Consider the following 21,579-nt stretch of genomic DNA (forward strand, 5'->3'; position numbering starts at 1 on the left):
CATGAGTCAAGATAACACCAAGAGACTCTCTTTTCTGGATCGCTATCTCACTTTTTGGATCTTTGGGGCAATGGCCATTGGATTAGGGTTAGGGTATCTGGTGCCTAATTTCTCTGATGTGCTTTCTAGTATGCAAATTGGAACGACTTCGGTACCGCTTGCTATAGGTCTGATTGTGATGATGTATCCGCCGCTTGCAAAAGTGAAGTATGAAAAGCTTGGACGGGTGTTTAAAGATTGGAAGGTGCTCCTTCTGTCCTTAGTACAGAACTGGATTATCGGTCCGATTCTGATGTTCTTCTTAGCCATTTTGTTTCTAAGTGATATGCCTGAATACATGATCGGGCTAATCATGATTGGGCTTGCAAGATGTATTGCGATGGTCTTGGTATGGAGTGATCTAGCTAAGGGAGATCCTGAATACACAGCGGGCCTTGTTGCATTTAACTCGATCTTTCAGATCCTGTTTTATTCCGTTTTTACGTATGTGTTTATTACGGTGCTACCAGGCTGGTTTGGGGTTGAGGGCGCTGTTGTTGATGTCTCCATGGGACAGATTGCAGAGAGCGTGCTGATTTATTTGGGAATTCCGTTTGCAGCAGGGTTACTGACACGCGTGATTGGGATCAAGCTGAAGGGTCAACAGTGGTATGAACAAGTGTTGATTCCGAAGATTAGTCCTCTTGCCCTAATTGCATTATTATTTACGATTGTCTTGATGTTCACGCTTAAAGCAGAATTGATTGTCAAGCTCCCGCTTGATGTAGTGCGTATTGCGATTCCAATGATCATATACTTTGTCGTGATGTTCTTAGTATCCTTCTTCTTATCGAAAAAGTCAGGAACCTCCTATCCGGTGGCTTCATCTTTATCTTTCACGGCTGCAAGCAATAACTTTGAACTAGCGATAGCCGTAGCAATTGGTGTGTTCGGTCTGGATTCAGGAGTTGCATTCGCCGCAGTGATTGGGCCACTCGTTGAAGTACCTGTATTGATTGGGCTTGTAAATGTGTCGCTTTGGATCAAGCAGAAGTATTTCGAGCCTGCACTAAAAAAGTAAGAACTCATAGCTCAATTCTGTGAGGTGCGCGATGCAATTAAAGCTAGAATCGAGTATTTCCTGGCAGAAGGAAAATAATCAACGCTTTGAACCGACCCTTATGGTCGGTTTTTACTTAGAGCATGAAGGAGTACAGCATGAAAGGCACAACTGATTTAACCAAAGGCAAGATTATGCCGACTTTGATGAAACTATCCCTTCCGATCATAGCAACCAACTTCATCTCCACGACTTATGGACTTGTCGATATGATGTGGGTTGGCCGGCTAGGAAGCGGTCCCGTTGCAGCAATTGGGACGGCGAGCTTCTTTATTAATCTAGCGATCGCTTTGGCTACGATGGTTACGATCGGAACGGGAATAAAGGTGTCCCATTGTATGGGGGCAGGCGAGGGTGATAAAGCTAAGACCTATATCAAAAATGGATTTATCATGTCTGTCTTGCTAGGCCTTCTTTATATGGCATTCGTCTTTTTGACAAAGGATCAGCTTATTGGGTTCTTCGATTTAGGTAGTGGTGAAGTGAAGTTGATGGCGAAGCAGTTCTTATTGATCTCCATCTTGGGTACTGTCTTTTCCGTCGTAAATATGTTGTTCGCGACCATATTGAACGCGATGGGGAACAGCAAGCAGCCGTTTCATATCTTCACGGTTGGTCTTATTCTTAATATCATTCTCGATCCTTTTCTGATTTTTGGCATAGGACGTTTTGAAGGGTTGGGCGTTGTAGGGGCAGCTATTGCGACTTTGTTGGCAAACCTTCTTGTGACGGTATTATTTATCATTCAAACCAGACATTCTGGGATGATTACCAAGTCATCAGCATGGAATAGCCATCTCATGAAAGAAGTCATCCGCATGGGGCTCCCGATCACGATTCAAAGGGTGACCTTCACGTTGATTTCCATCATCATCGCGAAGATCATAGTACGCTTTGGTGCGGATGCCATTGCGGTTCAAAAAGTCGGTATTCAGATTGAATCAATCTCCTACATGACCATAGGTGGGCTGCAAGGCGCTATTGCTGCTTTCTTTGGACAAAATTATGGAGCGGGTCGAATAGATCGTATCCGGCAAGGATACCAACAAGCTTTGCTGTTGACGTCGGGATTCGGCATCTTTATATCGATCATCTTTATTCTCTTTCCTGGGCAGCTCTTCTCTGTTTTTTTATCTGATGAGGCGAGTGTAGCGTTAGGGACGGATTATATGCGAATCATTGGTTATTCCCAACTGTTTATGTGCATGGAGCTCATGACGGTAGGTGCCTTTAACGGAATCGGGAAAACCCATATCCCACCGATCTTCAGCATTACCTTTACAGCATTACGAATACCACTAGCTCTGATTCTATCCGAACCATTCGGCTTGAATGGGGTGTGGATGTCTATTGCTTTAAGCAGTGTGTTCAAGGGAATCGTTTTGGTCTTCTGGTTTAGGAGGTCGCTACGTAAAATGAAAATTCCACACACCGTGGTTTAACATAATAAGAAGGAAGGTTCAACATGTGAATTTGTTACATCGTGGAATCATACAACAAATCATCGACAATTCGTTAAATAAGGATTTGTTTCGAGGTCAATTTGGCCTAGAGAAAGAGAATGTTAGGGTTGATCATGAGGGTAAATTGGCGCTAACCCCACATCCTAAGTCGTTTGGGAGTAAGACAGAGAATCCCTATATCCAAACCGACTTTTCCGAGAGTCAGATCGAGATGATAACCCCATCTTTTGACTCGATTGAAGAGACATATGGGTTCATGGAAGCCCTCCAGGATATTGTGTCTTTAGAGCTTGATGGAGAGTACTTGTGGCCAAGCAGTAATCCTCCAATCTTACCCGATGAAAAAGAGATTCCTATTGCCAAGATGAATGATCCAATCGCGGATGAGTACCGTCATGAATTAGCAGATAAATATGGCCGTAAAAGACAACTGCTGAGTGGAATCCATTATAATTTCTCGTTTGATGAACGATTTTTACAAAAGTTACATGAAACAATAGGGCAAGGTGAAACCTACAAGGACTTTAAGGATGCAATTTACTTTAAGATCACACGCAACCTGCTTCGGTACCGTTGGTTGCTCATTTATTTAACAGGGGCAAGTCCAGTCTTTGATAAAACTTACATGCAAAAGTGTGTGTCATTAAGCCATTCAGATGATAACAAGAGCCACTACTTCGCGAATATGAATTCGCTGCGAAATAGTGTATGTGGCTATCGGAATGAAAAACCGCTCTATGTATCCTTTGATTCGGCACATGACTACGTACGGGATTTGAACACATTAATTCAGCAGGACGAATTACTGAATGCGAAGGAATTTTACAGCCCCGTTCGCTTGAAAACAGCCAAAGGATTGAATCCATTGCAAGAACTTTTAGAAGATGGTGTGGCTTACTTAGAGCTGCGCTTGATTGATCTCAACCCGCTTCATAAGATTGGGATCAGTAAAAATACGATGCATTTTGTCCATCTATTTATTCTCTTTATGCTGCTCAAAGGAGATGAGCCTTTTGGTGCGGAAGACCAGAAGATGGCGGAACTCAATCATGATCAGGTGATCATGGAAGGCCTGGAAGGGGTCCTACATGATTCAAAGAGCTCCCTTGGTACGATGAAGGAAATGGCCATTACTTGTATCCATGAGATGCAAGACATGGTGCAACTTTTGAATCCTCACAGGGAAGAGTTGATCCAAATCCTTGATGGAGAGGTGCAAAAAATTCTTCATCCCGAATTGAACTTTGCCTACAAGATTAAGTCGGATATTCAGAAATCCACTTACATGAAATATCATCTGGCAAAAGCCAAAGCGTATGCCGAAGAGAGTGAGAAAAGTGGGTATCGCTTTGCTGGATATGAAGATTTGGAATTATCAACACAGTTGCTTTTAAAGGCAGCCGTGAAACGTGGGATCAAGTTCAAATTAATCGATCGTGACGAGAACTTCGTACTGTTTACGAAAGGAGATCACAAGGAATATGTAAAGCAGGCTACCAAGACATCGCTTGATTCCTACAGTACGGTGTTGATCATGGAGAATAAGATTGTAACGAAAGAAGCCCTTAATGAGCGTGGTATTCGGGTACCAAATGGGGATGTGTTCCGTAGCCAGGAAGAGGCATTAGCTGCCTATGAGTCGTACCGTGACAAAGCTATCGTCATTAAACCGAAGTCCACCAACTTTGGGTTGGGTATCACAATTTTTAATTGTACGTTCTCGAAAGAGGACTATCAAAAAGCATTTGAGATTGCGTTTAAACACGATCAGACCGTTCTGCTTGAAGAATTCATGACAGGTAAGGAGTATCGATTCCTGGTCATGGGGGATGAAGTTGTAGGGGTATTGCATCGCGTACCAGCCAATGTCGTGGGCGATGGAGTTCAAACGATTGAGCAGCTCGTACATGAAAAGAATAAAGATCCGCTTCGGGGTCGCGGTTATAAGACGCCTTTAGAGAAGATCCAGCTAGGTGAAGCAGAAACCATGTTCTTAAACAATCATAATCATCAATGGAGCGGGATCCCTTCTTTAGGACAAGTTGTCTATTTACGGGAAAACTCCAATATCAGTACTGGGGGAGACAGTCTTGACTTTACCGATGAAATCCCGGAGAGCTATATGACATTAGCCATTGAATCAGCGAAGGCTGCAGGTGCAACTTTCTGTGGGGTGGACATGATGATTGATGATATTACATCTGAAGCATCTGATTCCAACTACAGTATTATTGAGATCAACTTTAATCCCGCCGTTCATATCCACTGCTATCCATACAAGGGAAAGAACCGTAAAGCGGATGAGAAAATTCTCGACTTGCTGTTTGGGAAAGTAGGGAGTTAATTGTTGTCCAAAAAGAGCTTCAGCGAAAGCAGCAGCAAGAACAGCATGACAAATATATCAAAGAAAAGTCCCGGCTCACAAAAGCTGAGGAAGAAAAAATGAAAAAGGCGGATAAAATAACTCAAGCGAATGGACACTTTATACTGAATTTAGATGAGCCCACCATTTTTTTAGATGTGTACTGTATTGAGAAGCATTGGAAGATTTCATATTACTCCATATAGAATGAGGGAAATCTCGGAATAATATATTTCTTTAGTCACATTTATCCATGAGATCTTTTACATCTGAAAGTATTTAGCCCAAGGAAATTCACATGAAATCGTTCATACCAATTCAGCTGCCATGAATGTCTTTGACAACCCATGCGAAGATTACAGCAGCTTTTGTATTTGTATTTTACCGTCAACGAGATGCCTAAGTTTAGGTTATTACGTAGGGGATAAATCGCATATGTTACCTTGCCTGATTGCATAATAAGGAGGGTGCGTGATGAAAGGCCCGCAAAAACGGAAGAAGATGTTTCTTTCGTGATATGCAAAAGGAGGTGAAATCTGTGGGAAATAATAAAAATAAAACAGCAGCTTCTTCAGGTTATAAAACTCCGAATGAGAAGTTCAATACCGAATTCGCTGAAGAGAACACGATGACCACTGCTAAAAGGGTTTCTCGTAATGTGGAAACCAAACAAGGCAAACTCGTGCAATAACCCCAGAGATACGACGAGAATTTAGGGCACCCGTTAGGGAGCCCTTTTAAAGATAAATGATACATAGCTTTGAAGTCATTTCATATCCTCGCTCGATCGACTACATGTACTTTATGAGTAATATTCTTACTACATGAACGCAACAGAATTGGTACTTGCATGAGGAGTAGCAATACAATAAATCAACAATTATGACCAATCATTTAAGCAACTTCAAATTCAATAGCCTTTATTATGTATGCATAATTGATGAACAGGTTTGCTGAGAAAAATGGATTCATTGGTAAAACATAAATAATAGATTAGGAGTTAAAATTGCATTCATTCAATAAATAATCATGTATTTCAGTTTACTAATAAAATTTCTGAGTGGTAGCTCTTCTGGGTCATCATGTTTTTTACCAAATAACATGACTTCGGTCTCTAGATTTTCCTTGTTCATTTCATAAATTGATTTTATTAAGTTCATACTAGGAGAGTCAACAGTACCGTTCTTCCACATTGTGACCATTTGGAGAACTCTAGACTCTCCTTTGTTTTTAAGCGTATTTATTAAGTTTACATAACCACAGTCGGAACCGAACACGTCACGACAGATAGCTACATGTACATTGCCATGGTCAGTAAGTAGTACTGTCGCCTGTGGTGGCATTTCTGAGTTTTGCAAAGGCGATTCTTCAGCAAGAACTGATTTTGCAGTTTCTATCATAGTTTCAAAGTTTATCATTCTCTTATTCCCTTCTAAACAGGTTTTTATGCACTTTTCACTACATTTAAATTCCAAAATGTTTGTTTCTTTTAATTACAAATACAATGCTACTCAAAGAAGATGAACCTTTCGGTATGGACGACCAGAAGATGGCGGGCCTCAATCATGATCAGATGATCGCAGAAGGCATAGAAGCGATTTTACATGATTCTTGGGGCTCCCGTGGCACGATGAAGGAGATGGCACTTACCTGTATCCGTGAAATGCAAGAAATGGTGCAACTCTTGAATCCTTATGGGAATGAGTTGACTATCCATACAAGGGAAAGAACCGTAAAGCGGTTGAGAAAATTCTCGACTTGTTATTTATACTCCATGATTTCAACATGGTTTCTACACAAACAGGATCTAAAATCCAGATATAAAGTTCATGCACACAGACATTGCAATTATAAGGGGACTAACACCTTAAGCGATGATGAATAACACTTATGTGTCCGTTGATGCCGCTGCCTATGTTATTCTTATTTATAATGGAAATCAGTCGGGGCAGTCTTCAAATGACGAGCAATGGACAAATGTAGATGGAAATTGATTTTTTGAAAGATCATAAAAAAGTTAACTTTTGAAATAGGATTGAAGAAGCGGGTGAGCGACATGTCAAAAATTCGGGTGCTTGTAGTCGATGACGAATGGAATATGCGTAATTTGCTGCGCATTTTTCTCTTAAAGGAGGGCTTTGAGGTTAAGGAAGCCTCATCTGGTTACGAGGCGTTGTCCATCATGAAGCAGAGTGCATTTGATCTTGTCATTTTGGATGTCATGATGCCTGGAATGGAGGGTTGGGAGGTTTGTAAAGCAATACGTGAAACCGAAACAATACCTATCCTCATGCTCACGGCTCGCTCTGATACAAAGGATAAAGTACATGGACTAGGCATTGGAGCTGATGATTACTTAACAAAGCCTTTTGAACCCGAAGAGTTAGTGGCGCGTGTATGTTCCTTGTTAAGGCGTTCTATGATCAACCAATCGCAGAAGTTTCAGCATACGATCATGGAATTTCACAATCTGAAAATAAACGCAGAAGCTCGCGAAGTTCATATTCATGAAAAAAGTATTGATTTTACGCCCAAAGAGTTTGATTTGTTCCTTTATCTAGCGAAAAATACGCAGCGGTCTTTTTCACGAGAAGAGTTAGTTGAACGATTATGGGGTTATGAATATACCGGTGACACTCGTGCTGTTGATACCCATATAAAAAATATCCGAGAAAAACTACAACGCGCAGGTCTTGGCTATAACCCCATTGAAACCGTGTGGGGGGTAGGATATAAATTTACAGCCCAAGGAGTAACGAGATGAGGAACAATAGAATTGGGGTGAAACTTGGTTTAATCATCATTTCAGTATTCTTTATCGTCATCTCCTTTCTGGGTGTAAGTATCTATCAGATGTTCTCTAACTTTTATCATTCGGAAATGAGAACGGAGGTCGCAGAGATGACCTCTCATTTCATCTCGATGGCAGAAACAACGGAGTCTTCCTCAGAGGAAATGATTATGACCTTCGCTGATTTTTCAAATGTGAGTATGTTTTATATCAACTCAAAAGGCGAGATAACGCTTCATACAGGTGAACACAGTGCTTCAGACCGATCGTTTATCCATCCAGAAGATATTAAGAAGATCTTCTCTGGAATTTCCATTAACTTAGAACACCAGGATCCATTAGGCAATCGTTATGTGGTGATTGGACAACCGATCTATCGCGATAATCAAGTATCTTCAGCAATTTATGTAATGGCCTCCACCCTAAGTATGGATAAGTCTCTTGCTGCTGTGCAAAATCTGCTGCTCCTTTCAGGAGTAGGAGCCTTTTTACTTGCAATCGGAATAACGTGGATTATGGCACACCTCTTTTCTCGGCCCCTAATTCTTATGCAGCAAGCGACAAAGAAAATTGCCGTTGGAGAGTTAGAAAACCGATTAGATATTCAACGAAAAGATGAAATTGGCGATTTGGCGGAGGCGATCAATAATTTAGCAACCGACTTACAGCGATATCGAGATACACGGCAAGAGTTTTTCGCTAATATATCTCATGAACTCCGAACTCCGATCACGCACCTTAAAGGATATGCCAGTGTGCTGAAAAACCATTTGTATCAGACAGAAGAAGAGAAGGACAGTTATCTAGATATCATTTATCAGGAAGGCGTTCGCCTCCAGCATCTGGTTGACGATCTGTTTGAACTTTCGAAGATGGAAGAAGGTAAGGTCAGTCTTGTCATCGAATGGGTCGATATAAATGACATTATAAATCAGGCCGTTAATAGGGTGACTTTAAAAGCAAAGGAGAAAGGGATAGCACTTAGCGTTCATCTGACGGATTCAATTCCGCTAATCCGCGGGGATGGAATGCGAATGGAACAGATCATGATCAATCTATTGGAAAATGCGATACGTTATACAGAACAGGGTACGATTCGAATCCATACGAGTCACACTCATGATACGGTCTCTGTTTCCATAGAGGATTCAGGCATTGGCATTCCAGAGGAGGAGCTTCCGTACATTTTTGAACGTTTCTATCGAGCAGAGAAGTCCAGATCACGACAAACTGGCGGTACGGGACTCGGACTATCCATTGTAAAGAAATTAGTGGAGCTGCAGGGAGGAAACATTCAGGTTACCAGTAAGAAGGGGTTTGGTACTTGTTTTACGGTTCAGTTTGCCCTCCCGACGATACAGGAGGAGTCGATATGAAAAAAGTCGACTGGTTGATCGCCGCATTCTTTGTGACGATTGGCCTGGTGTGTTTAACCGTTTCGGCTATGTATTATCAAGGAGATACTTTCATGCTTTTTGGATCCACACCAATCTACACAGTTTCAACATATTTGAAGAGTATGATTTAAGTAATTCATCAGGAGGTGACAACATGAAAAACAAGTTCATAGCGATAGTTGGTGCAACTGTTCTGACTCTTGGAATCGGATCTGCTGTCTATGCGGCAGATGTGAATCCAGGTACCACTAAAGACATGCTTCCTTTCATGAAAGAAATGCATCCAAATTTAAATGATTCAGAATTGGAACAAATGTACAACAATTGTCATCAGAGAGGAGGAAATTCTAACTCTCAGGGAATGATGCAGAAAAACTCAATGATGCAAGGAAGAGGCATGGGATCGATTTAGCGTATATACTTTGCTGAGTACTGTACGTCCAAGAACTGAATGCCACGTAGGGCTTCACAAATGGCTCTAGAAAGAGCAGAATCATACATTCAAGGAATTCGTCCAGATCGAGACGTTGATTGTGTTAGAAGGCGATAAATGAAGTATTCCAAACGCGAGCTCGTCGATCTTCTGATTAACTCGGAACAATATTTAGCTGTTCATAATCATCTTTGGATAAAGAATGAGTTTTCAAAAAAAGCTAGAAGTTCCTTCTATATTTTGAAGGAACTTCTTTTTCATAAACGGCCGACGGTTTTCTCTTGTAATTTACATTTCATATAGTCAAAGATAGACAATCTGTGACAAAGTGTTACAGGAGTGAGGATGATGCAATACATAAAATTATGTCCTGTACTTTAAAATTCTTGAGTGGATCGATCGTGAATCAGATCTTAAACAATCATAATCATCAATGGAGCGGGATCCCTTTTTTAGGGCAAGTTGTCTATTTACGGGGAAACTCCAATATCAGTACAGGTGGAGACAGTCTTGACTTTACTGAGGAAATTCCGGAGAGCTATCAGAAATTAGCAATTGAATCAGCGAAGGCTGCAGGTGCAACTTTCTGTGGGATGATATCGCATCTTTCATGGAGTCTGACGGTAAGACAATGAGTACGATGGCTCATAAAAAACACGTAAGGCAGCCAGTCATAAGGAACTGGCTGCTTTTCTCAGGTTAGCTTAAAACCCTAACTGTCATAAAAATGAAAATACACATGATCATTATCATCAGTGACAGAAACATTTCGTTTCCAATGCTTCAGAGTTGTATAAAACGAGTATAAATCACTACCAAAATCGATTACCGGTCATGCTCGTGAAAATACACGAAACTAAATACTCTCATAGAGATTAGCAGAAATGACATTGTTCAGCGAACATATAGTAGTAAAGCTGTTAACTGACTGTGTGTCATTTCGCTAACGGGCAGTTTAGTTTAACACGTTGGTAAATTTAACTTTTTAAAGTAAGAGCATTTCTTTGTAATGAGAAATGCTTTTTTTAATCGTACAACAATAAAAATGCAATTGAAATCAATGTTTATTTATTGAAAAACGATATATTTAATGATAAAGTTTCTTTATCATTAAATCAAGTGAGGTGCTTTTTTTGAAAAAAGTAACGACGTTCTTTTTAAAGATAGCTGTTATTCTTATCGGAATCCCCATTCTTGCATTTTGTATATTTTTGGCTCCTAAAATCGGAGTTTTTGCTGGGAAATTGTATCCAGATATTGCTTATCTAGAATCTCTCGTCTTAATTTTGTTGTATGGAGCGGCTGTGCCTTTTTACTTTGCTCTCTATCAGGCTTTTAACCTTTTGCGATACATTGACGAGAACACAGCGTTTTCGGATTTATCTGTAAAGGCGTTAAAGAACATAAAGTGTTGTGCAATTACAATAAGTGGTTGGTACGTATTAGGTATGCCACTCTTTCATTTTATAGGGGAGAAAGTTGACCCTCCTATCGGATTTGTGGGACTCATCATCATTTTTGGTTCGTTGGTTATCGCCGTTTTTGCAGCTGTTCTCCAAAGACTTTTACAAGAAGCGATTCATATAAAATCAGAAAATGATTTGACGGTCTGAGGTTGAGGATATGGCAAAGCATTCTTGAATAAACTGAATCGTACCGAGGGAGTTAAATGGAACAGCGACCGTCTAGGACTTTATTTTCTCATCCTTAGGCTGTCGCTGTTTCGATTTCTAAGATCAGTCTAAAACTTATTTTATGGAGTCTGGTGGTATGACAATTCGAAAAGTCGAATGGAAGTCTATTACTTTATTTTCCACTTACAGAAGGAATGTTTTTGACCTAAATAACGTAGGTGAAGTAATTGAATCCACAAATGTGACCTGAATAAAACGCGATTCTCGCACTGCAATTTGTCGCACGTAGAGATTACTGACTGCGATATAACGGGACTAAAGATCAACGGATTCTTGATCGAAGATTTGCTTAAGAACATCAGTGTTCGTTAACAACTCAATTAGAGAATCCCCTTAGTAAATTAATATGGATGACAGTAACAAGTGATAGTGGTGGTTCAACTAACGGCAACGATAGTTGAATCATGAGATAGAGGCAGCTGGTCAAAAGATCAGCTGTCGTATTCATTGAAGTAACGGTCAGTTAACGCAACTTACCAAATACTAGTAACGTTAAACTATCGATTGCTGTCTTTATCCGATATGGAAAGCGTATCGCCGGATTTGGCGCGACTAGCCAGGCGACCGCTGCACGACGAGGCTCGCGACATGCTCGCATAAGGCTTAGCTGGTTCGGTGAACTGGCCAAGGCCATTAATTAAAAAACCACGCTGAGCACCTCATGCGAGATGCCTTAGCGTGGTTACGAGCCCGGAAGCCGGTTCGCGATCGGTTAGTCCTGCGGACGATTGCCTGGCTCCAGGCCGGATGACGATACCGTCATCACCGGTTTTACAGTAAGATCGTTATGTACTTGAATCTGGCACGATAAGCGGATGTTTGATTCCGCAATGCCTTTGGCCTGCAGAAGAGCGGCTTCCGCTTCACCAACCGGACCGGCGTCTCCATCCACCACTTCGACCCGGCACGTCGTGCATTTGGCCTTGCCGCCGCAGCGGTGCAATATATCTACCCCGTTATCTACCAGGGCAAGCACAAGTTTAGTACCTTCTGCAACTTCATAGGAGCCTCTTCCTTCAATTTGAATCGTCGGCATTTTGGACTTCTCCCCATTCCTAATTTGGTAGCTGCGCAATCAATGGCTTATCATGTGCAATATCACTATCATACTATCCAAAATCGCGATCTGTAAACAACCGAACGCGTTAACCTTTATGCATGAGGAGATCAAGCTTTGTTACTTCATCACGGTTGTATATGGAGGAACCCACCCATCCATTAGGCCCTGCCTAATTTAACCCCCCCAGTGTTCCTATATATGGTAAAATGGGATGTGCTGTAAAGTTCGGCGGATAGGAGTGTGCCAAACATGGACACGAGTAGACTTAAATCCTTGCGCGTGAAACAAATCATTCTCATCAATGTATGTATTTGCATCCTCATCCCATTATCCGGCGGTCTCTTACTTGTTCTAGAGCCGTCGCCTTCGAACGTTTATCTTGTAGGCGTTTTTTTGTATGGGGCCCTGTTGCTTTTTGAATTTTGGGGCCTCTTTTTCCCGAAGCATCTTCTCTTCTTACACTGGCCCCGGTTTATGCGTGAAATTGCGGAATATGAACGGGAAAAGTTAGGCAAGAAGCAGGAGCGAAATGGACGGATTGTGAAACTATTTGCCTTTACGTTTTTATTGGCAAATCAATTAGTGGCTTTTACTCGCATAAGGGATGACGATCCCATGCAAATTCGGGATGTGTCTGGGTTTTGGATGATTATGACTATTATAGTTATAATCATTACCTTATCGGGCAACGCGGCCATCCTGTACCGCATTAAAAAAATCGATAAAACAGAGCCGGGGCAATTCCGCTGGTTTACGCTTGAATCGTTAGCACTGGGAGTTATTTTAGGTCTGGTCTCCGTGGCCCTTTTGAGTGTGGGGTTCAGAATCGTATTTAATTAGCGGAGAGCTATTATGCAAACGGGAAGGATACTGATATTATTTCTCATGAATTAATTATATTTAGATTTTAATTTTGCACGGGAGGGGTTTTTTTGAATATAGAAATCATACCCATTGATGAATCTTATATTCCTAAAGTCAAAAATTTGATAGCAGGCCACTTAAATTCTTCTTCCAATATGACGATGATGTAGGTTGCTTGACAGGAGATGGATTTGTTCAAGCGCCAGATGGAAGTAGGGCAGGAGTAATCTGGTAGGTTGAGAATATTGTATCCGTTTCTGTATGTAGATCCAGTTGCCGCTAGCTACTGCTTTTCCCTTTTCTATACAAGCTTAAGACGTATGGAAATAAGACGGATAATAGGATAATCCCTATATCCAAACCGACTTTTCAGAGAGTCAGATCGATATGATTACTCCATCTTTTGACCCGATTGAAGAGACATATCGGTTCATGGAAGCTCTCCAGGATACAAACATATAAATGAGTTTTCTATTAATGCTATTTATGCTGCACCAACAAGACAACAAATATCAGAATCCATAGAATCTCTTCACGAAAATTGGATTACCTATATTGATATACAAAAGGGTGTTTTACGGGCTCCAGGCGAATTAAAAGAATTTTATGAGGATTACCGTGAGAAGGTGGGCACATTATCTAAAGTTTTGGGAGGCATATGCACCATCGATTTTGTTTGTCCTACGAAGTTGGCATGTGTTGGATGCGGAGCAAAAGTCCCCCGACCAGAATTTAAGGAAGAAATTGGATTACCACTTGAAGTTAAGAAAATGAAGATTGCAAAGAGCAGGCTAAATACGAATTAGATGAAATTAGATTAATTGAGAAGTACCAGAAGGATGGATCTTATGAACCGGAAATCCGATACATCAAAGATTGAATATAATAATCTTCAAGAAACCTATGATAAGAGAAAAAAGCGAGTTTACGATCTGGGCGTAAAAGCAATCGACATCCTTCGCAAAGAATTAAAAGTTGTATCATACCAGACGGTTTCCGCTAAAACAAAGGAGATAGATACAGAAGGAAATGGCAATCATCCCAATACGATTCGCTCGAATGAGAAGTTGCAAGCATACTTTGCTGAGTACTGCACTTCCAAGAACAGAATGCCTTGTAGGGCTTCACAAATGGCTATAGAAGAGCAGAATTATACATTCAAGGATATTGTCCAGATAGAGACATTGATCGCGTTAGAAGGCGGTATATGAAGCTTTCCAAACGCGAGCTCGTCGATCTTTTGATTAACTCAGAACAATATATAGTTGTTCATAATCATCTTTGGCTAAGGAATGAGTTTGAAAAATTCCAATAAAGCTAGAAGTTCCTTCTGAATAAAGGAAGGAACTTCTTTTCATAACGGCCCACGGTTTGCTCTAACAATGTACATACCGTTCAATATATGGTAAAATATAGGTAATTAAATCAAAATAAGGAGGGTTGATATTGGACACGACGATCATTAAAACAATTGGAGAACTAATTCGTGACACTAGATGTGCATCGAATATCAGATTAACTCAGTTATCAAAACTGTCAGGGATCAACAAAGGTACGATATCAAGAATCGAGAACGGCGAAGTAAAACGACCAGAATTTTCGACCGCATATCCGTTGGCAACAACATTGGATATCCCTTTTGAAACGTTGGTTGATTATTACGTCGAAAATGAAAAAAGATCAGACTTGTTGTTCGATATCCTGCAAGCGACGATCCAGCGAAGGAGCAGCACCGAACTAATCAGGAAAGTTGCGAACAAATACCTTGAATCTCCAAACGAAGACAGCATTGACTTAACCGAGAAGCTATATCAACAAATCGACTCCATTGAAGATACCTCCATCAAATTGTCACTGTATAACCTCATCATTGACTACTCACGCTCACATGGAATAATGCCCTATATTGCAAAAGGTTTGTATCAGCAGTACCTGATTGAAAGAAATGACTTCATGCGAATGAAGGAAACATATTACAATGGGAAATACATTTTGAATTACATCAAATTTTTGCCACAACAATATCGGATTGAGCTATACTACAAGTTAGGGATTCATGCTTATAATTTGAGACTTTATAACGAAAGCATTGAACAATGTAAGAAGATTATTACAGAAGATAATGGATTAAGTTCCTATAGAGTACATGCAATTGGCATCCTTAGAAATTCGTATTATTGTCTTGGAGATTATAAGCAGACTGAACGATATGCTATACAGTATAAACAATTCGACTATCCTTACACCCGAGAAAATGTTATTCTTATGGAGGCATTATTAAATACAAAGAAAGGGGAGATCGAAAAATCTATTGAACAGCTCCGTTCATTTTTAAAGTCCTGTAGTAATGATTCTGTCATCCTTGCCACCAATCAACTTCTTCGCTTATTTTTACAACGAAATGACCTCGAAAGCGCTAATAACCTACTGTGTACTAGCAATATAGATCAATCCGTTATTGACAAGAGCAACCCTTTAATCTGTTCCAGATACGCTGATTATCTTCAAATCAAAGGGGAATATTATTTAGCCGTTGGTGAATATGAAACATGTATTAATCTCTTTTTAGAAGGGGCACTGCACTATTCTAAAGTTAACGATACGGTTGAAGAGAAAAAATGCTTGAATATGGTCATGCATATTCATTTAGAAAAAAATATTCCTATGCAAAAGTCAACAATTGAAAAGTTAAGCGCATATTTTACTCACAATGCTCAAGTAACGGGGGATTCAGCATGAAACAGTTCATAAAGAAGATGTACATCCGCTACTCTTTTATATGCCATCGTGATCTTGACAATAACAGCTTCATCAGGAAACAATCAGGGGGGAGTTTTCCCTTGGTGAAATAGTTAAACATGCCAAAATCACCTTTTAGTTTACTTTTTGTTTCATGGACGACTAAAATATGGAATTTATGCAACATATTATATACTCGCTATGTGAGGGTGCTCTTTAAATCACCTTAGAAATAGATGATGTATCATTACATACAGTTGCGCATATAGTTTATCTTGATACGGAGTCCTTCCCATGTATAAAGAGTAATCTTCTCCAATAATATATGGAGGCGAGTTGCTTGAAGAAAAAATGGATCGGAACGTTATTAAGTGTGAGTATGGCATTTTCGATGTTTGCACCGATGGCTTTTGCAGCATCAGATCGGCAAGTGGGGTCACAAATTGGCAGCATGATGGGAACTGTGAAAGATTCTGATGTACGTGAGGCTGAATCAGCTCAAGTAGCATCTGACCTGAAATTCATTTTTGAAGAGGCATCTGTGAAAAAAGACGGTAAGTATGTATTGAATGAGGGAAAAATAGCTCAGAAGTTCGGATTTGATAATGTTGCAACCATCTCGGCATTTGTTAAGCTTGCAAACGGTGAGCAACTAACAGCAAATATGCTAGAGGGAGTGCCTAATCCAGATGCTGGAGAATTCTCCACAGCTTCATGGGGATCTTGTGTTGCTAACCAAATTATTGACTTTACAGGGATCGGCTTTTTAACTGGCGGAATGATGGAAATGATCGAAAAGAAATTGTGGGATAAGTTAGCCGTTGAAATCATCAAAATCGTCGGAAAAAATGCAATTAAAGGCGGAGCTGTAGGACTTGCTGCTAGTTTGGTTTGGTTTAGTATCCGTTGCATAGGTCAGTAAAGTTACTCAACGAAGGGAATGGTGTTGCATGAATAGCATTAGATACATATCACTTTTTGTGATATCTCTGATTCTACAGATTATTATGTTCTTTGGCATAAAAAGTGACTCGGGTGTAACTATACTAGACATGTTGATTATGTCCCTTTTGTTCAGTGCATTTATGTTCATTATAGATAAGATCACCGGCAAAAGATCCGAGTGATAAGAATCAAATCTAATGATAAGAACACCTTCGGGTGTTCTTATTTCATTTTTACACAAATGTTGCCGTGGTTTTTTTATACAGTTTTTACTGAAACGTACATTACAAGATTGAGATAGCGTACGTGAGGTGATCTGTAATGGATTCTTTAGAGGAGAAAATTAATGAGCTTAGGAAGAAGCTTACGGAGATTGTACAGATTAAAGATGGCTTTGCAGACGAAGAAGTGATACGAATCAGCCAACAACTTGATATATACATTGTAGAAATGCAATCGCGGCAGAAAAAAAGAAATTATAAATAGCTACAAACCTTTAATGAAGCCAACTTATATTTTTAAGGAGGGAATAGCATGCCCAATAATGTTGTTAAACGACACAAAGTTGCCCCTATTAACTTCCCTTATTTTATAAGGGATTTCGTTATTTTTGGGGGTAACTTTGTGTCATTTTTTTGTGACACAAAGTTACCCTTTTGCTTAGAGATTGACACAAAGTTACCCTTTTGCTTGGCGGAAACTCGCCTCCAAGAATGGCGGCGAAAATATGGAATTCTCCTATACAAAATGAAACTGATAAAACAACTATTAGTTAGACCAAGTAAGAATTCATATGTTCAGAAGGTATTCTATGGAATTATTATGTTAAAATGAAATAGATAATTTAACCTATACTTTAACTATTTAAAATGAAAAACAGTCCAAAAGTATTATGTTTGTAAATTCTATAATTCTGTTGGATAGGAGGATGGAAAGATGTATATTTCAAGAATAAATATTGAGAATTTTCGTAATTTTAAGGGATCGGACAATTTCATAGAATTTAATGAGGGAATGAATGTCATAATAGGGCATAACAATTCCGGTAAATCGAATTTACTTAAAGCTTTAGAGTTAGTGCTTAGTGCTGGGTCACCAAAAAGGTTGACTGTTGATGATTTCAATAAAGACGTATCAACAGAAGATTTGAAAGTTTCTTCACCAACGATTTCAATTACAGTTACATTCACTGAGTCAGTTGATGAGCCTGAATATTCTGAGGATTTAGTAACAGTAGCAAATTGGTTGACTGAATTAAATAAACCATATAAAGCATCTTTAACCTACCTTTTTTATTTGCCAGAGAAGGAAGAAGACGATTATAAAAAAGCAATGGCCAACATTACAAGTAATAATATCGAAGAATACTGGCAAACTATCAAACATAGTTTCTTACGGAAGTATAAATCAAGTATTTACGGTGGGGATTTGAAACTGAAACAACCTGCAGATTACGAGTCACTAAAAAAAATTGACTTCCAATTTATCGATGCTATCCGAGATGTTGAAAGAGACCTATTTACAGGAAGAAACACTTTATTACGAGAAGTTATTGACTTTTTTATGGACTACGAAATAAAAAGTGATTCAAATAAGGATAAACAAGAACAGTTGAATGAAATTGAAATACTGAAAAAGGATTTTTCAAAAAATGCAAATACACTCATTCAGTCACTCAAAGATCGTATGCAACATGGAAAAAAAGAAATGCTTAGTTACGCAAATGATACAGGAGCTTCAATTGGAAATGCATACCCTGATTTTGATGGAAATATATTGGACTCGGAATTGTATTCGGCACTACGGCTAATTGTAAAATATGAAACCGGTGTAACTATTCCAGCAACCCATAACGGGCTAGGTTATAACAATCTCATATTTATGTCTTTATTACTGGCTAAAATGCAAAAAGATGCATCAGGTGACTATCTTGGCAGTAATGCAAAGACATTTCCTGTCTTAATTATTGAAGAGCCTGAAGCACATTTACATCCCGCAATGCAATACAAATTCTTGAAATTTCTCAGAGAGAACGGAAAAAGTAAAGCTCGACAAATCTTTATAACTACACATTCTCCGAATATTACATCTGCTGTATCTCTAGATGAGATAATATGCTTCCATCGGTCAGACAATGATCGACTTAACATTAGTTATTTAGGTAAGATATTTGAAGGAGATTCTGAAGGTAAATCCTATGTAGAACGTTTTTTGGACACAACAAAATCCGATATGCTGTTTGCAAAATCGGTTATTCTCGTAGAAGGGTTAGCAGAGCAACTAACCATGTCGCTGTTTGCAAGGTATCTTGGGGATGACCTAGAAAGCAATCACGTATCTGTAATAAATGTAAATGGACGTTTTTTTGATCATTTTCTTAAATTATTCGATTCAATGAGTCCTTATACTATTCATAAAAAAGTAGTCTGCATAACTGATTTGGATCCAACAAGAATTAAAAATGACGTATCTAAATCAGCTGATGAATTAGATTCTACAAAAGAAGACAATAAATGTTATCCATTTGAACTTAATCTAGAACCAAATATATATACTTACAATTCATGTACAAATAAATTAGTTGATAAAGAACTACCAAATAATATTCGCTGTTTCTCTCAAGAGAAAGGAAAAGGACGTACATTCGAATATTCATTAGCATTTGAAAATCCTGGTAGCTTGTTAATTCTCACAAAATCAATGAAAAACAAGGATGAATTAACAAATATGTTTATGAATTATCAACAGGGTAAAGAATTAAATGAGATTCTACAAATTCTAAGTGAAAGAGGGAAGCAAAATCAGCGAATTAGGGATAATATCCAAAAATATCAAGGAGAAGATAAAAGAGAACATGTTTTAGCGGCAAGATATCTCAATTCAATAACAAAAGGTGAAAATGCCTTTGAGTTAGCTCGTGAACTAGAAGTTAATCTTGAAAAGGAAAACAAGGAGCCATTTAATGTCCCACAATACATAAAGGATGCGATAAAATGGATTCTCAATTAATTACTGCAGACGACAAGATTCCTATAGAAAATCATTTCAAAGTTGTCGCCGGTCCAGGAGCTGGAAAAACTACATTTTTGGTTAATCACGTCAAAAATGTCATGCATAATTCAACTCGTTTAGGAAGAAATAGAAAGGTGGCTTGTATTACTTACACAAATGTTGGTGTAGAGACACTTTTAGATAGATTAAAAGAAGGTAATGATCATGTCGAAGTTTGCACTATTCATAGTTTTTTATTCGAACACGTACTTAAACCTTACTTTTCCTTAATAAATGGTGTGCACAATATAGATGTTACAAAAATTACAGTCCCCTTTGATCATGTTGTTTCTGGTTACTTCAAAAAAACCAATTTAGAAAGCAAATACAAATTATCAAATAAGGATTTAATTAAAAATATCTTTTGGTTCATTGAGGATGATATCTGTAAACTTCATATAAGAGGAAGAAAAAAAGATATGCATTCTGATTTATATAACTACAAAAAAATGTTTTGGGAGAAAGGGATCATACATCACGATGATGTTTTGGCATTATCGTGGGAGATATTACATAATCATCCTGGGGCTTTGAGAGTCATTCGTTCCAAGTTCCCTTATGTATTCATCGACGAATTTCAAGATACGAGTCCAATTCAAGCAGAAATAATAAAACTGATCGCACAAAAAGAATCTATTATAGGCGTGATTGGGGACATGGCTCAATCGATCTATAGTTTCCAAGGAGCAGATGTTGAACAATTTAATAACTTTGAATTACCCGAAATGTTGTTTTATAAAATGCAAGATAATCATCGGAGTACTGAACAAATACTACAACTTTTAAATACTATACGTACTGATATAACACAAAAAAGCCCGAAGAAGAAGATAGGAGAAAAACCACTTGTTTTAATTGGGCAGCCATTTTCAGCCGTATCACATATACATCAATTGATTAATAGCAATAATTTATATACTCTTTCTTTTTCTAACATAGTTGCGAATTCAATGAGGGATAAGGTAGAGTATGCTGGTAATTTAAGTTCAATGACAATTGATTCAATCTTTTCAGAAAACGATTCAAATAAAAATCGAAGAAAAATTATAATATCTCTAATAAAAACTATAGAGTTTGCAAAACAAAAAAACTATAAAAACTCAATTCAGGAAATACGCAGAAACTTAATGGGTGGAGAAAGCCACAGAGTTGCTCTTACAATTATTCATCAATTGTTAAATGAATATGCTGAATATAGTAACAAATCAATGATGGATTTTTATGACATAATAAAGGCTTTAGATGTTTTTCAACTGCCCAACTTTCAAATTAGAAAAAATAATCCGACTCAAGCAGAATCTTTTTATAAGAACATAAAATACTCTGAAGTAGCACTTCTTATTAAACACCAAGAAAACATAGGACGAGATCGTACTATCCACCAAGCAAAAGGCAGTGAATTTGAAAATGTTCTGGTTATTATTAAACCTAAGTCTAATCAAAAATATAATGAGGATAGAGATCTAGCTTTCTTGTTATCACCTGATATAAACAACGAAGAACATAGGGTTTATTATGTGGCTGCTAGCAGAGCCCAAAAGAATCTTTATTTTTGTGTTCCAAGTTTATCTCCTAAAGCCGCTAGCAAGTTAGAAGAAGTGTGCGAAATTAAGCATATCGAGATTTAATGATCTTTCTTCATTTCCAGAGGTTAATTTACCGTGTAATAAGTGATGCTAAG

Annotated in this window: 21 protein-coding genes; 19 read left to right on the forward strand and 2 right to left on the reverse strand. The window is 38.6% G+C overall.

Annotated features, from left to right (window positions below; genetic code table 11):
- The first annotated feature begins 1 nt into the window (after position 1).
- The 4 genes from arsB (at position 2) to ABN764_RS04425 (ending at position 5,615) form a co-directional block, all read left to right on the forward strand.
- Positions 2 to 1,060 carry an ACR3 family arsenite efflux transporter gene (arsB, locus tag ABN764_RS04410; RefSeq protein ID WP_446671049.1) on the forward strand — a complete coding sequence of 353 codons (1,059 nt, stop codon included), beginning with the start codon at positions 2 to 4 and terminating at the stop codon, positions 1,058 to 1,060.
- A gap of 137 nt (positions 1,061 to 1,197) precedes the next feature.
- A complete protein-coding gene (locus ABN764_RS04415) occupies positions 1,198 to 2,541 on the forward strand; it encodes an MATE family efflux transporter (protein WP_446671050.1) in 1,344 nt (447 codons plus the stop codon).
- 25 nt (positions 2,542 to 2,566) lie between these two features.
- A complete protein-coding gene (gshAB, locus tag ABN764_RS04420; RefSeq protein ID WP_446671051.1) occupies positions 2,567 to 4,906 on the forward strand; it encodes a bifunctional glutamate--cysteine ligase GshA/glutathione synthetase GshB in 2,340 nt (779 codons plus the stop codon).
- A 556-nt stretch (positions 4,907 to 5,462) separates the two neighbouring features.
- Positions 5,463 to 5,615 (forward strand): hypothetical protein, encoded by a 153-nt coding sequence (locus tag ABN764_RS04425; protein ID WP_175460792.1) that lies wholly within the window; start codon positions 5,463 to 5,465, stop codon positions 5,613 to 5,615.
- A gap of 325 nt (positions 5,616 to 5,940) precedes the next feature.
- On the opposite strand, the gene ABN764_RS04430 is transcribed toward ABN764_RS04425, so the two are convergent.
- Positions 5,941 to 6,342 (reverse strand): hypothetical protein, encoded by a 402-nt coding sequence (locus ABN764_RS04430; RefSeq protein ID WP_446671052.1) that lies wholly within the window; start codon positions 6,340 to 6,342, stop codon positions 5,941 to 5,943.
- Positions 6,343 to 6,980: 638 nt separating this feature from the next.
- Between ABN764_RS04430 and ABN764_RS04435 the strand changes: the two genes are divergently transcribed.
- The 7 genes from ABN764_RS04435 (at position 6,981) to ABN764_RS04465 (ending at position 11,551) form a co-directional block, all read left to right on the forward strand.
- Complete coding sequence (locus ABN764_RS04435; protein WP_072729630.1) at positions 6,981 to 7,688, forward strand: response regulator transcription factor; 708 nt, start codon at positions 6,981 to 6,983, stop codon at positions 7,686 to 7,688.
- Positions 7,685 to 9,091 (forward strand): sensor histidine kinase, encoded by a 1,407-nt coding sequence (locus tag ABN764_RS04440; protein WP_446671053.1) that lies wholly within the window; start codon positions 7,685 to 7,687, stop codon positions 9,089 to 9,091. Before ABN764_RS04435 ends, ABN764_RS04440 begins: the two co-directional genes overlap by 4 nt.
- Entirely contained in the window at positions 9,088 to 9,243 is a 156-nt protein-coding gene (locus ABN764_RS04445) for a hypothetical protein (RefSeq protein WP_446671054.1), read from the forward strand. Before ABN764_RS04440 ends, ABN764_RS04445 begins: the two co-directional genes overlap by 4 nt.
- A 23-nt stretch (positions 9,244 to 9,266) precedes the next feature.
- Positions 9,267 to 9,524 carry a hypothetical protein gene (locus ABN764_RS04450; protein WP_446671055.1) on the forward strand — a complete coding sequence of 86 codons (258 nt, stop codon included), beginning with the start codon at positions 9,267 to 9,269 and terminating at the stop codon, positions 9,522 to 9,524.
- A gap of 422 nt (positions 9,525 to 9,946) precedes the next feature.
- Positions 9,947 to 10,180: a hypothetical protein gene (locus tag ABN764_RS04455; protein ID WP_268625193.1), complete on the forward strand. Its 234-nt coding sequence runs from the start codon at positions 9,947 to 9,949 to the stop codon at positions 10,178 to 10,180.
- Between the two features lie 498 nt (positions 10,181 to 10,678).
- Positions 10,679 to 11,158: a DUF2975 domain-containing protein gene (locus ABN764_RS04460; RefSeq protein ID WP_446671056.1), complete on the forward strand. Its 480-nt coding sequence runs from the start codon at positions 10,679 to 10,681 to the stop codon at positions 11,156 to 11,158.
- Between the two features lie 267 nt (positions 11,159 to 11,425).
- Positions 11,426 to 11,551 (forward strand): hypothetical protein, encoded by a 126-nt coding sequence (locus tag ABN764_RS04465; RefSeq protein WP_446671332.1) that lies wholly within the window; start codon positions 11,426 to 11,428, stop codon positions 11,549 to 11,551.
- 400 nt (positions 11,552 to 11,951) lie between these two features.
- Here ABN764_RS04465 and ABN764_RS04470 read toward each other — a convergent pair whose 3' ends face one another.
- Complete coding sequence (locus tag ABN764_RS04470; protein WP_021253380.1) at positions 11,952 to 12,275, reverse strand: 2Fe-2S iron-sulfur cluster-binding protein; 324 nt, start codon at positions 12,273 to 12,275, stop codon at positions 11,952 to 11,954.
- A gap of 273 nt (positions 12,276 to 12,548) precedes the next feature.
- Between ABN764_RS04470 and ABN764_RS04475 the strand changes: the two genes are divergently transcribed.
- The 8 genes from ABN764_RS04475 to ABN764_RS04510 all read left to right on the forward strand — a co-directional run bounded on the left by ABN764_RS04475 (position 12,549) and on the right by ABN764_RS04510 (position 21,526).
- Positions 12,549 to 13,139 (forward strand): hypothetical protein, encoded by a 591-nt coding sequence (locus tag ABN764_RS04475; RefSeq protein ID WP_446671057.1) that lies wholly within the window; start codon positions 12,549 to 12,551, stop codon positions 13,137 to 13,139.
- Positions 13,140 to 13,517: 378 nt separating this feature from the next.
- The gene (locus ABN764_RS04480; RefSeq protein WP_446671333.1) at positions 13,518 to 13,625 is read left to right on the forward strand and encodes a hypothetical protein; all 108 of its coding nucleotides are present in this window, start codon (positions 13,518 to 13,520) and stop codon (positions 13,623 to 13,625) included.
- Between the two features lie 386 nt (positions 13,626 to 14,011).
- On the forward strand, positions 14,012 to 14,374 hold the full coding sequence (locus ABN764_RS04485; RefSeq protein WP_446671058.1) for a hypothetical protein: 363 nt from the start codon (positions 14,012 to 14,014) through the stop codon (positions 14,372 to 14,374).
- Between the two features lie 235 nt (positions 14,375 to 14,609).
- Complete coding sequence (locus ABN764_RS04490; protein ID WP_072729402.1) at positions 14,610 to 15,902, forward strand: helix-turn-helix domain-containing protein; 1,293 nt, start codon at positions 14,610 to 14,612, stop codon at positions 15,900 to 15,902.
- Between the two features lie 340 nt (positions 15,903 to 16,242).
- Positions 16,243 to 16,824 (forward strand): hypothetical protein, encoded by a 582-nt coding sequence (locus tag ABN764_RS04495; RefSeq protein ID WP_227774658.1) that lies wholly within the window; start codon positions 16,243 to 16,245, stop codon positions 16,822 to 16,824.
- Positions 16,825 to 17,168: 344 nt separating this feature from the next.
- The gene (locus ABN764_RS04500) at positions 17,169 to 17,333 is read left to right on the forward strand and encodes an aspartyl-phosphate phosphatase Spo0E family protein (protein ID WP_446671059.1); all 165 of its coding nucleotides are present in this window, start codon (positions 17,169 to 17,171) and stop codon (positions 17,331 to 17,333) included.
- A 450-nt stretch (positions 17,334 to 17,783) separates the two neighbouring features.
- A complete protein-coding gene (locus ABN764_RS04505; RefSeq protein WP_446671060.1) occupies positions 17,784 to 19,856 on the forward strand; it encodes an ATP-dependent nuclease in 2,073 nt (690 codons plus the stop codon).
- Positions 19,841 to 21,526, forward strand: coding sequence for a UvrD-helicase domain-containing protein (locus tag ABN764_RS04510; protein ID WP_446671061.1), 1,686 nt, complete (start codon positions 19,841 to 19,843; stop codon positions 21,524 to 21,526). The genes ABN764_RS04505 and ABN764_RS04510 overlap by 16 nt, the downstream gene beginning before the upstream one ends.
- Positions 21,527 to 21,579 lie beyond the last annotated feature (53 nt).

The organism is Paenibacillus wuxiensis (assembly GCF_040195695.1).
In the GTDB taxonomy this organism is placed as follows: domain Bacteria; phylum Bacillota; class Bacilli; order Paenibacillales; family Paenibacillaceae; genus Paenibacillus_B; species Paenibacillus_B suaedae.